The organism is Mycobacterium parmense (assembly GCF_010730575.1).
In the GTDB taxonomy this organism is placed as follows: domain Bacteria; phylum Actinomycetota; class Actinomycetes; order Mycobacteriales; family Mycobacteriaceae; genus Mycobacterium; species Mycobacterium parmense.
This window is the reverse complement of the sequence record NZ_AP022614.1, coordinates 1,856,264-1,870,601: the sequence shown is the minus strand read 5'-3', so window position 1 is coordinate 1,870,601 and position 14,338 is coordinate 1,856,264. Positions and strand designations below refer to the sequence as shown.

Annotated in this window: 13 protein-coding genes and 1 tRNA gene; 6 read left to right on the top strand and 8 right to left on the bottom strand. The window is 68.7% G+C overall.

Annotated features, from left to right (window positions below; translation table 11 throughout):
- Positions 1-23: 23 nt before the first annotated feature.
- The 5 genes from G6N48_RS08460 to G6N48_RS28165 all read left to right on the top strand — a co-directional run bounded on the left by G6N48_RS08460 (position 24) and on the right by G6N48_RS28165 (position 4,795).
- Positions 24-419, top strand: coding sequence for a TM2 domain-containing protein (locus G6N48_RS08460; protein ID WP_085270724.1), 396 nt, complete (start codon positions 24-26; stop codon positions 417-419).
- Entirely contained in the window at positions 409-846 is a 438-nt protein-coding gene (locus G6N48_RS08455) for a DUF2752 domain-containing protein (RefSeq protein WP_085270725.1), read from the top strand. The genes G6N48_RS08460 and G6N48_RS08455 overlap by 11 nt, the downstream gene beginning before the upstream one ends.
- Positions 847-900: 54 nt before the next feature.
- Positions 901-2,319: a pyruvate kinase gene (gene pyk / locus G6N48_RS08450; RefSeq protein ID WP_085270726.1), complete on the top strand. Its 1,419-nt coding sequence runs from the start codon at positions 901-903 to the stop codon at positions 2,317-2,319.
- 26 nt (positions 2,320-2,345) lie between these two features.
- Positions 2,346-3,257: an acyl-CoA thioesterase II gene (locus tag G6N48_RS08445; RefSeq protein ID WP_085270727.1), complete on the top strand. Its 912-nt coding sequence runs from the start codon at positions 2,346-2,348 to the stop codon at positions 3,255-3,257.
- 134 nt (positions 3,258-3,391) lie between these two features.
- Positions 3,392-4,795: a bifunctional lysylphosphatidylglycerol flippase/synthetase MprF gene (locus tag G6N48_RS28165; protein ID WP_372511153.1), complete on the top strand. Its 1,404-nt coding sequence runs from the start codon at positions 3,392-3,394 to the stop codon at positions 4,793-4,795.
- Here the strand turns inward: G6N48_RS28165 and cydC are convergent.
- The 8 genes from cydC to G6N48_RS08400 form a co-directional block, all read right to left on the bottom strand.
- Positions 4,792-6,441: a thiol reductant ABC exporter subunit CydC gene (cydC, locus tag G6N48_RS08435; RefSeq protein WP_085270728.1), complete on the bottom strand. Its 1,650-nt coding sequence runs from the start codon at positions 6,439-6,441 to the stop codon at positions 4,792-4,794. The two genes, G6N48_RS28165 and cydC, sit on opposite strands and share 4 nt — an antisense overlap.
- Entirely contained in the window at positions 6,428-8,041 is a 1,614-nt protein-coding gene (cydD, locus tag G6N48_RS08430) for a thiol reductant ABC exporter subunit CydD (protein WP_085270776.1), read from the bottom strand. Before cydD ends, cydC begins: the two co-directional genes overlap by 14 nt.
- A gap of 74 nt (positions 8,042-8,115) precedes the next feature.
- Entirely contained in the window at positions 8,116-9,156 is a 1,041-nt protein-coding gene (gene cydB / locus G6N48_RS08425; RefSeq protein WP_085270729.1) for a cytochrome d ubiquinol oxidase subunit II, read from the bottom strand.
- 13 nt (positions 9,157-9,169) lie between these two features.
- Positions 9,170-10,639: a cytochrome ubiquinol oxidase subunit I gene (locus G6N48_RS08420; protein WP_085270730.1), complete on the bottom strand. Its 1,470-nt coding sequence runs from the start codon at positions 10,637-10,639 to the stop codon at positions 9,170-9,172.
- A gap of 87 nt (positions 10,640-10,726) precedes the next feature.
- Positions 10,727-11,329: an HdeD family acid-resistance protein gene (locus G6N48_RS08415; RefSeq protein ID WP_139825913.1), complete on the bottom strand. Its 603-nt coding sequence runs from the start codon at positions 11,327-11,329 to the stop codon at positions 10,727-10,729.
- 30 nt (positions 11,330-11,359) lie between these two features.
- Positions 11,360-12,688 (bottom strand): adenylate/guanylate cyclase domain-containing protein, encoded by a 1,329-nt coding sequence (locus tag G6N48_RS08410; RefSeq protein WP_085270731.1) that lies wholly within the window; start codon positions 12,686-12,688, stop codon positions 11,360-11,362.
- 91 nt (positions 12,689-12,779) lie between these two features.
- Positions 12,780-13,322, bottom strand: coding sequence for a PE family protein (locus G6N48_RS28640; protein WP_085270732.1), 543 nt, complete (start codon positions 13,320-13,322; stop codon positions 12,780-12,782).
- Between the two features lie 137 nt (positions 13,323-13,459).
- Positions 13,460-13,536, bottom strand: a tRNA-Leu gene (locus tag G6N48_RS08400).
- Positions 13,537-13,650: 114 nt separating this feature from the next.
- On the opposite strand from G6N48_RS08400, the gene G6N48_RS08395 reads away from it, so the two are divergent.
- Positions 13,651-14,265, top strand: coding sequence for an ANTAR domain-containing response regulator (locus tag G6N48_RS08395; RefSeq protein WP_163670808.1), 615 nt, complete (start codon positions 13,651-13,653; stop codon positions 14,263-14,265).
- The last annotated feature ends 73 nt before the right edge of the window (positions 14,266-14,338 follow it).

The window sequence follows — 14,338 nt, the reverse complement described above, 5'->3', positions numbered from 1 at the left end:
GGGTGAACAGCCGTGGATCTGGCATGCTGACAGGCGTGACCGATCCGTCGTGGCCGACTCCCAGTGAACCCGGCGGATACCTACCGCCGCCCGGCTATCCGCCGCCCCACCCGCAGTACCCGCCGCCCGGGCCCTACTTCGACCCGTCCGCACCCTACGGTCGCCATCCCCTGACGGGTCAGCCCTATTCGGACAAGTCCAAGACCGTCGCGGGTCTGCTCCAGCTGCTCGGACTGTTCTCGATCGCGGGGATCGGCCGCATCTACCTCGGCTACACCGGCCTGGGCATCGCGCAGCTGGTGGTGGGCCTGGTCACCTGCGGCATCGGGGCCGTGATCTGGGGCGTCATCGACGCCGTGCTGATTCTGACCGGCAAGGTCAACGACCCGCGGGGCTTCCCGCTGCGCGATGCCACCTGACCCGCCCGCGCCAGTGTATGCGCGGCGCTCCCGGGTCGGCGGTCGTCGCCTGGCCACCGCGGCCGGCACTTGCGTGCTGCTGGCCGGCGCGCTCGGCTACGTCGGCCTGGCCGACCCGCACGACACCGGCTCGGCGTATCCGCTGTGCCCCTTCAAGTGGCTCACCGGCTGGAACTGCCCCTTCTGCGGCGGCCTGCGCATGACGCACGACCTGCTGCACGCCGACATGGCGGCCGCGGTCAACGACAACGTCTTCGTGCTGCTGGGCCTGCCGCTGCTGGGCGTGTGGGTGCTGGCGCGCCGGCGCAACGGGATGGCGCCGGCGCCCCCGGCGGCAACCCTGACGATCGCGCTCGCCGCGCTGGTGTGGACGGTGGTGCGGAACCTGCCGGGCTTTCCGTTGGTCCCGGTGATCCAGGGTGGGTGAACCGGATCGGATAAGCCCGGCCGTGTCGGCCTTGCACGACTATGCTGGGTCGGCGTGAGTAGACGCGGAAAGATCGTCTGCACCCTTGGCCCTGCTACCAACTCCGACGAGATGATTCTGGCGCTGGTCAAAGCCGGAATGGACGTCGCCCGAATGAACTTCAGCCACGGCGACTACGCCGATCACAAGGCGGCCTACGAGCGGGTGCGGGCCGCTTCCGACGCCACCGGGCGCGCGGTCGGCGTGCTCGCCGACCTGCAGGGCCCGAAGATCAGGCTGGGCCGCTTCGCCACCGGGTCCACCTACTGGGCCGACGGCGAAACGGTCCGGATCACGGTCGCCGACTGCACGGGCACGCACGACCGTGTCTCGACCACGTACAAGACGCTGGCCCGCGACGCCGTGGTCGGCGACCGCGTGCTCGTCGACGACGGCAAGGTCGGCCTGGTGGTCGCGGACATCGAAGGCGACGACGTCGTCTGCACGGTCACCGAGGGCGGACCGGTCAGCAACAACAAGGGCATCTCGCTGCCCGGCATGAACGTGTCCGCGCCCGCCTTGTCGGACAAGGACATCGAGGACCTCAACTTCGCGTTGGGGCTCGGCGTGGACCTCGTCGCGCTGTCGTTCGTGCGATCGCCGTCCGACGTCGAGCTGGTCCACGAGGTGATGGATCGGGTGGGGCGCCGCGTGCCGGTGATCGCCAAGCTGGAGAAGCCGGAAGCCGTCGACAACCTGGAGGCCATCGTCCTGGCCTTCGACGCCATCATGGTGGCCCGCGGCGACCTGGGTGTGGAGCTGCCGCTGGAGGAGGTTCCGCTGGTGCAGAAGCGGGCCATCCAGATGGCCCGGGAGAACGCCAAGCCGGTGATCGTGGCCACCCAGATGCTCGACTCGATGATCGAGAACTCGCGCCCCACGCGGGCCGAGGCCTCCGACGTCGCCAACGCGGTGCTCGACGGCGCCGACGCGCTGATGCTGTCGGGGGAGACGTCGGTGGGCAAGTATCCGCTGGCCGCGGTCCGGACGATGTCGCGCATCATTTGCGCGGTCGAGGACAATTCGACGGCCGCGCCGCCGCTGACGCACGTGCCGCGCACCAAGCGCGGGGTGATCTCCTACGCCGCCCGCGACATCGGCGAGCGGCTCGACGCCAAGGCCCTGGTCGCCTTCACCCAATCCGGTGACACCGTGAAACGGCTGGCCCGCCTGCACACCCCGCTGCCCCTGCTGGCCTTCACCGCGTGGCCCGAAGTGCGCAGCCAGCTCGCCATGACGTGGGGCACCGAGACGTTCATCGTCCCGATGATGACCTCCACCGACGGCATGATCCGCCAGGTCGACAAGTCCTTGCTGGAACTCGGCCGGTACAAGCGCGGTGACCTGGTGGTCATCGTCGCGGGCGCGCCACCCGGCACAGTAGGCTCGACCAACCTGATCCATGTGCACCGGATCGGGGAGGACGACGTCTAGCAGGCGATTAGAGCTGAGGAGAGCCCGTGCCGGTCGGCAACGAGTCGAATGCCCCGCATGCCACAACCAGCACCGGCTCGGACTTCGCCGAACTGCTGAGGATCCTCGACCTCGACCGCACCGACGACAACGTCTTCATCGGCTCCCATCCGAGCAAGAACCCGATGCGAACGTTCGGTGGCCAGCTGATGGCGCAGTCGCTGGTCGCCAGCAGCCGCACGCTGTCGGCGGCCGGCCTGCCGCCCAGCGCCCTGTCGGTGCACTTCGTCAACGGCGGGGACATCACCAAGGACATCGAATTCCGCGTCACCCGGCTGCGCGACGAGCGTCGCTTCGCCAACCGGCGCGTCGACGCGGTGCAGGGCCCTACGCTGCTGTCGTCGGCGCTGATCTCCTACATGGCCGCCGGCAGCGGCCTCGAACACGGCGTCAAGCCGCCGGAGGTGGCCGAGCCTCACACACAGCCGACGATCGGCGAGCTGCTGCGCGGCTATGAGAAGACGGTCCCGCACTTCGTGAACGCCCTGCAGCCGATCGAATGGCGTTTCACCAACGACCCGGCCTGGGTGATGCGGGAGAAGGGCGATCGGTTGCCCCACAACCGGGTGTGGGTCAAGGCGCTGGGCACGGTGCCCGACGACCCGGTGCTGCACACCGCGGCCATGGTCTATTCCTCGGACACCACGGTGCTGGATTCGGTGATCACCACCCACGGCCTGTCCTGGGGCTTCGACCGGATCTTCGCGGCATCGGCCAACCACTCGGTCTGGTTTCACCGTCAGGTCGACTTCAACGACTGGCTGCTGTATTCGACGTCGTCGCCGGTGGCCGCGGAGTCACGCGGGCTGGGCACCGGGCATTTCTTCGACCGCTCCGGGCGGGTCGTTGCCACCGTGGTGCAGGAGGGCGTCGTGATCTATTTCCCGCCCTCGGGCTGAGCGACTGCGAGCAACCTGATAACAACCGTCGGGTTTCCGCCCAACACGGTTGCCGTCCGGCGTAAGTTGCAGGCAGCCGGGTATTCGGTGCAGAGGCGGTAGCAGCCGCCCAGCTGAAATCAGCGCATCGGGAGGTGAACGTGAACCGATCGGCGCCCGACATCGCCGCGAAGCCCCGCGCGCGTGAACATGTTGTCGTCCACGTTGATTCGATGGCGGCCCGGTGGTCCGGTGCCCTGGCGTTGCTGTGCGCGGCGGCCTGGCTCGTCGTGATCCTCGCCCACCACCACCAGGATCCGGACTGGTACTACGTCGACCGGCTGCACTGGTCGCTGACCGTGCTCGGCGCGGTCGCTTTCGTCGCCCGCGGCGTCTTCCTCGGGCGCCCCGTGACGGCGGAACACGCCACCGCGGCAGCCTTTTTCGTGTTGGCGGGGTTGGGCGCGCACGTCCTGTCCTTCGACCTGCTCGGCAATTTGCTGATCGTCGGGTCGGGGATCGCGCTGATGTGGCCGACGTCGGCACACCCGCGTCCGCGGGATCTGCCCCGGGCGTGGGCGCTGATCAACGCCACCACCAACGACCCGCTGGCGCCGTTCGCGATGCAGACCGGCAAGTGCTATCAGTTCAGCGCCGACGGCTCGGCCGCGCTGGCCTACCGGACGCGGATGGGGTTCGCGGTGGTTGCCGGCGACCCGATCGGCGATGAGGAGAAGTTCCCGCAGCTGGTCGCCGACTTCGCCGGCGTCTGCCGCGCCCGGGGCTGGCGGATCGCCGTGGTGGGCTGCACCGAACGCCGGCTCGGGTTGTGGCGGGACAGGGCGGTGATCGGCCAATCGCTGCGCGCGGTGCCCATCGGCCGCGACGTCGTGGTCGACGTGGCCGGCTTCGACATGGTGGGCCGCAAGTTCCGCAACCTGCGCCAGGCGGTGAAGCGCAGCCACAACTGCGGGATCACGACCGAGATCGTGGCCGAGCAGGCGATCGACGGCCCGCGGCTCGCCGAGTTGACCGACGTGGTGCGGGATTCGGCACGGGGCACCAGCACCGACCGCGGCTTCTTCATGAATTTGGACGGCGTGCTGGAGGGCCGCTTCCCCGGAATTCAGCTGATCATCGGCAGGGACGGTGCGGGACGGGTGCAGGCATTCCACCGCTACGCCACCGCAGGCGGGGGCAGCGACATCAGCCTCGACATCCCGTGGCGGCGCCGTGGCGCACCCAACGGGATGGACGAGCGTCTCAGCGTCGACATGATCATGGCCGCCAAACAAGCCGGGGCGCAACGCTTATCGCTGGCCTTCGCGGCCTTCCCGGAGATCTTCGACGACAAGGACCGCAGCCGGGCCCAGCGCGTGTTCTACCGCCTGATCCACACCCTCGACCCGCTCATCTCGCTGGAGTCGCTGTACCGGTATGTGCGCAAATTCCATGCGCTGGACGCCCGGCGCTACGCGCTGGTGTCGATGACCCAGCTGGGCTGGCTGGTGTTGGTGATGTTGACGGTGGAGTTCATGCCGCGCCGTCGGCACCTCTAGTCCATACGCACTTCGCGGCAGCCGATCCCCGTGGGCAGGTGGTGGGTTGCCACCACCACAGTCCGGTCCGCGGACATCAGCCCCGAGCCGGGGGCCAGGAGATCGCGCAGGACACGTTCGGCGTCCAGGGCGTCGAGGTGTTCGGTGGGCTCGTCGAGCAACACGATCCGAGCGGGGGAGAGCACCGCGCGGGCCAGCAGCATCCTCCTGCGCTGACCCGCCGAAAGCGCCTGCGCGCCACCGGTCAGCACCGTGGACAGACCCACGGGCAAACCGGCCAGCCACCCGCCGAGCCCGACGGCGTCCAGCGCCGCGGTCAGCTCGTCGTCGCCGCAGTCGCCGCGCGCCACCAGCAGGTTGTCCCGCACGGTGGTGTCGAAGACGTGCGCGTCCTCGGCGAAGAAGCTTACGGCGCAACGCAAGTCGTCTTCGTCGAACCGGCTCGCCTCGACCCCGTCCAGCAGCACCCGGCCCTGCAGCGCGGGCAGCAGTCCGGCGAGCGTCATGAGCAGGGTCGTCTTGCCGGACCCGCTGGCGCCGGTGACGGCCAGCCGCGCGCCCGGAGCGAGCTCGAGCGCCACCCTGGTCGATGCGGACGCAGCCGGGTGCCCGGATCGGATGTCGGCGGACAACCGGGGGGTGCCGGCGGGTGCCGCCGCGTCCGGCACCTGTTCGATGGATTCAACGGAGTGGTCCGCCGCGGTCAGGTCCAGCAGCCGGCGCGCGGCGATCCGCGACCGCGTCAACTGGACGGCGGCGGCGGGCAACGGCGTCATCGCCTCGAACGCCGACAGCGGCAACAACATCAGCACGGCCAGCGTGGTGGGAGCCACGGCGGGCGCCAGGCCGATGCCGGCGACGACCGCGCCGAGCACGCTCGCCCCGACGGCCGCGGTGGGCAGGGCCTCGGCGATCGCGGCCGGCCGGGCGGCTTGGTCGAGGGCCGAGCCCCAGGAGCGCCGGCGGCGCACGGATTCGGCGATGACGCCCGACAGAGCACCGGCCACGCGAAGCTCGGGCGCGTGCTCCAGGGCGATCATCGCCGCGGTATCCCGCTGTGAATACTGCTGGCGGGCAACCTCTTCCTGCGTGGCCGCTGCCCTGCCGGCCAGCCACGGGGCGACGAAGCCGGCCACCAGCAGGCACGCCGCCAGCACCGCCGCCGCCGGCGGCGAGATCACGCCCACCACCGCCGTCGCCGCCACGGCCAGCACCGCCGCGACGCCGATCGGTATCACGGCGCGCACCAGCACGTTGGCCAGCTCGTCGACGTCGGCGCCCACCCGCGCCGCCAGCTCGCCGCTGTGCAGCCGCACCGCGGCCGCCGCAGGCCCGCGGGCGAGGCGGTGGTAGAGCTGCGCCCGGGCGGTGCCGGCCGCGCGCAGCGCGGTGTCGTGCGTGACCAGCCGCTCGCAGTAGTGCAGCACCGCCCGCGAGATCGCCAACGCGCGCACCGCCACGGCCGCGACCGACAGGTCCAGCACCGGCGGCATCTGCCAGGCACGCGTGATCAGCCAGGCAGAAACACCCGCCAGCGCCAGCGCGCTGCCCAGCGACAGCACCCCGAGCGCGATCGCGGCCAGGACACGGCCAAGGCGCGGGCGCAGCAGACCGGAGGTGGCAATGCGGCGCTCAGGTTCGCGCATACAGCGCTCCCTCCGCGGCGGCCACCTCGACGACGCGGTCACCGATGGCGACGACCGGGTCCCGGTGGCCGACGACGATCACCGTCGCGCCCCCGCGGGCACGCGCGACGATGGCGCGCAACACCCGCTCCTCGGTGGGGCCGTCCAGGTGCGCGGTGGGCTCGTCGAGCAAAAGCACGGGCGCCGGCGATCCCAGCGCACGGGCCAGGCCGAGCCGTTGCCGCTGCCCCAACGACAGCCCGACGCCGCCCCGCCCGAGCACGGTGTCCATTCCGTCGGGCAGCTCCGCCAGCACCGAATCGAAACCCGATGCGGCGCAGGCGCTGTCCACGTCGTTCAGCTGTCCGAACAGCGCGAGGTTGTCGCGCACCGTGCCCGGGAGAAGCACCGGCCGCTGCGGCAGCCACGACAGCTGTCGCCACCAGCCGGCCGGCTCCAGGTCGGCAACGTCGACACCGGCCACGGTGACTCGGCCCGACGACGGGGATGTGATGCCGGCGATCGCTTGCAGCGTGGTGCTTTTGCCGGCACCGTTGCGGCCGGTCAACACCGTCACCGCACCGGGGGAGATGACGGCGGTCAGGTCGCACGGCGCGCGGCCGTCGCGGCCGGCCACGCTGAGGTTCTGCAACCGGATCTCCGCGCCGCGCGCGGCGACCGTCGCATTCCGGATCTTCGGGGCGGGGGGTTCGCCGATCAGTGCGAACGCCTTGTCGGCGGCCGCTCGCCCGTCCTGTGCGGCGTGAAATTCCACGCCGATCCGACGCAGCGGCCAATAGACGTCCGGCGCCAGCAGCAGAACCGTCAGGCCCGCGGTCAGGGTCATCTCCCCGAACACCAGGCGAAGCCCGATGCTCACCGCGATCAACGCCACGCTCAGGGTGGCCAGCAACTCGAGCGCCAGCGCCGAGAGGAAGGCGATTCGCAGCGTCGCCATCGCCGAACGCCGATGTGCGGCGGCCAGTTCGGCGATCCGGTGCTCCGGGCCGCGGCTGCGGCCCAGCGCCCGCAGCGTGGGGATCCCGGCGATCAGATCCAGCAACCGCGCCTGCAGGGTCGTCATCGCGGCGAGCGCGGCGGACGAGCGGTCGGCCGTCGCGAGTCCGATCAGGATCATGAAAACCGGTATCAGCGGCAGCGTGATCACCACGATCACGGTCGATTTCGGGTCGTATGCAGCGATGGTGGCCACGGTCGCCGGGGTCAGGATCGCCGCGAGCAGCAACGTGGGCAGGTATCCGGCGAAGTACGGGCGCAAACCGTCCAGGCCGCGCGTGACCACCACGGCGGCGGCATCGCGCTGCGCCGCGAGTTCGGCGGGCTGCCGCGCGGTGACCGCCCGAAGTACCTGGCCCGACAGGTCGGCGATGACCGCGTTGGCGCCGTGCTGCCCCAGGCGCGCCTGCAGCCACTGCGTGACCGCTCGAACGGCCCACAGGGCGACCAGGACCGACAGGGGGCCCGCCCAGTCACGCAGGCCGTGCCGGGAGCGCTCGCCCACCACACCCGCGACGACGCCTGCCAGCACGACCGCCGAGCCGATCGCGCAGCCGGAGATCACCACGCCGCATCCCACCGAGGCGCCCAGGTATCGCCGCAGCGCCGGGGACGCCCGCCACAGCCGCGGATCCAGCGGGGGCGCGGCTGTGGAGGCCGGTTGGCTGCGTTTTGCGCTCAGGTCGCACGCCTTGCCAGGCCAATGGACGGCGGTATGCGTTCGGCCGAGATCCGTTGCCGGAACACCCAATACGACCAGCCCTGATACACCACCGTCAATGGGGCCATGATGGCCGTCACCCACGTCATGATCTTGAGGGTGTAGGGCGTCGACGAGGCGTTGTAGACGGTCACGCTCCACGCCTTGTCCAGAGTCGAGGGCACCAGGTTCGGGTAAAGCGCCCCGAACAGCAGCACCACCACGGCCGCAACGACAATCGCGGTGCACGCGAAGGCCCAGCCGTCGGATGCGCGGCGCCACACCAGCGCCACCGCCACCAGCTGCGCCACCACCGCGACGCCCAGCACCAGCCAGGTCCACTCCTTGCCGTACGCCAGCTGCGTCCAAAGACCGAAGGCCGCGACCAGTCCGGTGACGGGAAGCGACAGCCACACCGCGAACCGGTAGGCGTCGTCGCGGATGGAGCCCGACGTCTTCAACGCGATGAACACCGCCCCGTAAGCCAGGAATAGCCCGGCCGTGGCCAGCCCACCCAGCAGTGTGTAGGCGTTGAGCACATCGGTGATCGACAGGTGAACGTGACCGGCGGCGTCGACCGGCAGGCCGCGCACGAGGATGGCGAACGCGACGCCCCACAGCACGGCGGGCAACCAGGACCCGGCCGCGATGCCGAGGTCGGCCCAGCCCCGCCACCGGGTGTCGTCGATCTTGCCGCGCCATTCGATGGACACGGCGCGCACGATCATCCCGAACAGGATCGCCAGTAGCGGCAGGTACAGCGTGGAGAACACCGTCGCATACCAGCCGGGATAGGCGGCGAACATGGCCGCGCCGGCGGTGATGAGCCACACCTCGTTGCCGTCCCACACGGGTCCGATGGTGTTGAGCGCTGTGCGGCGTACCGGTTCGGCGTCGCCGGTGCCGACGCGGGCGAGCGGCTCCATCAGCATGCCGACACCGAAGTCGAAGCCCTCGAGGACGAAGAATCCGAGAAACAGCAATCCGATGATGCCGAACCACACCTCTTGCAGTTGCACCGGTCTGCCCCTTTCAGTAGGCGAACGACAGTGGGGCCACCTCGTCCTCGGTGGGCGCCGGCGGCGGGGCCGGTTCGGCGTCGTGTTCCTGCGGCCCTTCGGCGATGTAGCGCTTGAGAAGCCAGAACCAGACCACCGCGAGCACCGCGTAAACCAGGGTGAACGTCACCAGCGAGGTCACGACCATGCCGGGAGCGTGACTCGACACGCCTTCGCGGACGGTGATCCGAATCGACTGGTCACCGTTCGGGTTGGGAGCCACCACCCAAGGCTGCCGGCCCATCTCGGTGAACACCCAGCCGGCGATGTTGGCCAAAAACGGGGTGGGGATGGTCAGCAGCGCGAACCAGGAGAACCACCGCCCGCCGGGCGTCCGGCCGCCGCGGGTCAGCCACAGAGCCGTCAGCGCGAACAGCACCGGGATGGCCATCAGCCCGATCATGGCGCGAAACGACCAGTAGGTGACGAAGAGGTTGGGCCGGTAGTCGTCGACTCCGTACCGCAATTGGTACTGCCGCTGCAGGTCGTTCACGCCGTGCAGGGTCACGCCGCTCAGCTTGCCCTCGGCCAGAAAGGGCAGCACGTAATGCATCTTGATCACTTCGGTGACGCTCGCGCAGTTGTTGTGGGTGCCGATGGTCAGCAGGGAGAAGTCGGGGTCGGTCTGGGTGTCGCACAACGCTTCCGCCGACGCCATCTTCATCGGCTGCTGGACGAACATCAGCTTGCCCTGGTGGTCGCCGGTGAAGAACAACCCCACCGTGGCGAACAGCGCGACCCAGCATCCCAGGATGGCGGCCGGCCGGAACATCGTGCGCGCGTCCGAGCCGGTGGCCGGGTTTGTCCCCGGCTTACGGGAACGGACCAGCCACCACGCGCTCACGGCCGCGACGAAAGTTCCTGCGGTCAACAAAGACCCGGCGAAAACGTGTGAAAACGCCGCCCACGCGGTGTTGTTGGTGAGCAGGGCGACGATGCTGTCCAACTCCGCGCGTTTGGTCACCGGGTTGTAATGGGCGCCGACCGGGTGCTGCATGAACGAGTTCGCCACCAGGATGAAGAACGCGGAGACGTTGACCGCGATCGCGACGATCCAGATGCAGGCCAGGTGAATCACCTTCGGCAGCCGGCTCCAGCCGAAGATCCACAGCCCGATGAAGGTGGACTCGAAGAAGAAGGCGGCCAGGCCCTCCATGGCCAGCGGCGCGCCGAATATGTCGCCGACGAACCGGGAATACTCGCTCCAGTTCATGCCGAACTGAAATTCCTGCACGATCCCCGTCGCCACGCCCAGGGCGAAATTGATCAGGAACAGCTTGCCGAAGAACTTCGTGAGGCGGTACCACGCGGCGTTGCCGGTGGCCACCCACACCGTCTGCATGATGGCGATCAGCGGCGCCAAACCGATTGTGAGCGGCACGAAGATGAAGTGGTAGACGGTGGTGATACCGAACTGCCATCGCGAGACATCGACGACATTCATCTGCCATCTCCTGAACTGCGGATGCCTAGGGGTACCGCTACTACGCATCGTAGTAGACGGGCCGGATTCGGCGCCATGTCGATCACCTCACACGTTGAGCGTCTTCGACGCCTTGCGGATACCGAACGAGGACACGATCTCGAACACGCCGATGACCACGAACCAGACACCGACCACGACCGCGAGCGTGACGATAGACGCGAACGGCGACGCCAACACGACGATGCCGGCGAGCAGGCTGATCAAGCCGACGAAGATCGACCAGGCGCGTCCCGGCAGATTCGGGTCGCTGATGGCCGAAATCGTCGTCGCCACACCGCGGAAGATGAATCCGATGCCAATCCATATGGCCAGCAACAGGATTGCGGTCAACTGGTCACTGCCGAAATGGCGGAACGCCAGCACGGCCAGGATCAGCGAGGCCGCGCCACTGATGAACAGCAGGATCCTGCTGCCCGCCGAGACGTGCAGGGCGAACGCGAAGATCACCTGCGCGGCACCGGTGATGAGCAGGTACACGCCGAAGGCGATGGCGGCGAGCAGGATCGAGATTCCAGGCCACGCCAGCACCATGACGCCGAGGACCAGCGACAGGATTCCCGAAACCAGCGTGGACTTCCACAGATGGGGCAACAGGCTTGGAACGGAAGCAGTCCCAGTGTTGGTTTGCATGGCCGAAGTGTGACACAGGCGGCGCTGCCGTCGGAAGGGACTTTCGGCTCAGACGTTGGCCGCGCGCGTCTGGTCGGCGAGCATGTCGCCGCGTTCCTCATCCGCCCTGCGGCCGATCAGATACCAGGTGCGCATCATGCCCTTTCCCTTGACGTCGATGCGGCCGCGCTCCAGAAGCACGAACTCGTGTTTGAGGTGTTCATACGTCGTCTCGGGGACCTGGATGCGTCCCACCGAGTCGGTGGATTCCATGCGCGACGCCACGTTGACGGCGTCGCCCCACACGTCGTAGAAGAAGCGGCGCGATCCCACGACCCCGGCGACGACCGGGCCGGTCGCCATGCCTATGCGCAGTGGAACCGAACGGCCGTGTGCGTCCTTCAGGCGGGCCGCCGCGTCGGCCATGTCGAGCGCGCAGTCGGCGAGGGCGCGGGCGTGGTCGGGTCGCGGGTGCGGGACCCCGCTGACCACCATGTAGGAGTCGCCGCTCACTTTGATTTTCTCCAGCCCGTGCTTGTCCACCAGTTCGTCGAAGGCGCTGTAGAGGCGGTCGAGAAACCGCACCAGCTCGGCCGGCGGCGAGCTGCTGGCGCGCTCGGTGAAACCGACAATGTCGGCGAACAGGACGGATGCCTCGTCGTACTTGTCGGCGATGATGTTGCGGTCGTCTGCCTTGAGCCGCTCGGCGATGCTGGCGGGCAGGATGTTGGCCAGCAACGCCTCCGAGCGATCGTATTGCGCCTCCATGGCCGCTTCGGCGCGCGCCGTGTCGCGCAGGGCGAACCACACCGTCACGACGACCATGACCACGGCGGAAATGGTGGTCACGACGAAGCCCAGCGCCTGGGCCCAGGGAGGCTGCAGCCCGGTGTCGTGGGGGACGACGAACCGCAGGGTGATGATCAGGGCGGCGGACACGGCCGCCAGCGCCGACGCCAGCACGATGTGCTCGATCCCGAGGAGCAGCACCACCAGGCACGCGCCGACCAGGAAGAACAACTCGGACCCGGAATCGCGGCCCACATCCCAGCTGGTGGCGAAGACCGAGGCGTAGGCCGCAGCGACAAAAGTAAGTGGCGCAACCAGTTCCCCGTACTTGTGCAGCCGGGGCACGGAGGCGAAGACGGCCATGGCGCCGAGGTTGATCGATCCGATCTGCCAGGACCAGGTGTCGGTGACGATCTGCTCGAACACGAACGTGGCGCTTACCGCCACCGCCAGCAACGCGGTGATGTTGAGCACCCGCGCCCGGCGCGCGGCGCTGTCGGCGTAGTGCCGGTTGCGGTCGCGGGTCTGGGCCCGCACCGCGGCAACGCAGTCCGGGCGTCTCGGTGTCCCATCCGACGATCGTGGGGCACCGCACTTCTTCGCCGCCACGAATCAAGACTAACCGCTGCGACCGCCATTGTCGGCCGCAAATTCGACGCACCGATTTCGCCGGTTCGGCCCCGTGCGCTCGTACTGGTGTTCAGGGTATTTGCAGGGTTTCGATTTCGTAGACCAATACCAGCGGCAATAGCGCAACGGCGACCGGGATGAGCGTCGGGTTTATGCCGATGGAGAAGAAGAGGTTGGCGGCGGTCTGGGGGAGAAGACCCGGCGCTCCGATGCCGCCGAGCAAGTACCCGCCCGTGCCGACCAGCAGCGAGCCGACGGCGATGCTGGCGTTCGCGTCGATGTTGCTGACAAACGACTCCGCGCCCAACTCGACGGACTGCAACCAATTGGCCAGGGAGCTCTCTGCGCCGGCGTAGGCACCCGCGCCCGCGGCAATGTTCTGCACGAACTGGCTTTGGAACGCCGCCGCCCGCCCGGCCATCGCCTGATAGCTCGCGGCGTGCTGAGAGAACACCTGAGCGATCCCGGCCGAGACCTCGTCGGCCGCGGCGGGCAGCACCGCGAGTGTCGGTGGGGCCGCTGCCGCGTGCGCGGCGCTGACGTTCGAACCGATGGTGGCCAAATCCGTTGCCGCCGAGGTCATCAGCTCTGGCGCCACGCTCACAAACGACATGTCGGTCCGCTCCTAGCCAGCCCCTGATTATTGCCAGCCCGGCGGTCCTCCACCCGTCAGAACCAACAGATTCTAAGCCTTCGTTGCTTGGAGCCCAAGCGGATTGACGAGCGGCTTGACGAGCGGCCTCGAAAGCGTGGTGCCCTCGGTGAGATTCGAACTCACACTGGACGGGTTTTGAATCCGTTTCCTCTGCCAGTTGGGATACGAGGGCTGACCCGGCCTCCTACCTTAGAGGCAGCCTCCCACCATAGAGGATCTGGTTGTCTCGGCCGTCTCACCGCCCCCGAGGTCGCTGGTCTGAGCGGTTCACGACACAATGTCCGTCATGACAGGCCCCATGACCGACACCGACACCGCCGCGCCGCGCCGGGTCCTGATCGCGGAAGACGAGGCGCTCATCCGGCTGGACCTCGCCGAGATGCTGCGAGAGGAGGGGTATGAGATCGTCGGCGAGGCCGGCGACGGTCAGGAAGCCGTCGAACTGGCCGAGCAGCACCAGCCCGATCTGGTCATCATGGACGTCAAGATGCCGCGCCGCGACGGCATCGACGCCGCGGCCGAGATCGCCAGCAAGCGCATCGCGCCGATCGTGGTGCTCACCGCGTTCAGTCAGCGCGACCTCGTCGAGCGGGCCCGCGACGCCGGGGCCATGGCCTACCTGGTCAAGCCTTTCACGATCAGCGACCTGATCCCGGCCATCGAGTTGGCCGTAAGCCGGTTCGCCGAGATCACCGAGCTGGAGCGCGAAGTCGCGAGCCTGTCCGACCGGCTGGAAACCCGCAAGCTCGTCGAGCGCGCCAAGGGCCTGCTGCAGACCAAGCAGGGCATGACCGAGCCCGAGGCGTTCAAGTGGATTCAGCGTGCCGCCATGGACCGGCGCACCACCATGAAGCGCGTTGCCGAGGTCGTGCTGGAGACCCTCGACACCGACGACGAGTAGCCACGCCACGGCGCCGTGCCGGCGCGCGGGGCGTTGAGTGTGCGGCCGCGGCGTTGAGTGTGCGGTATGGCCG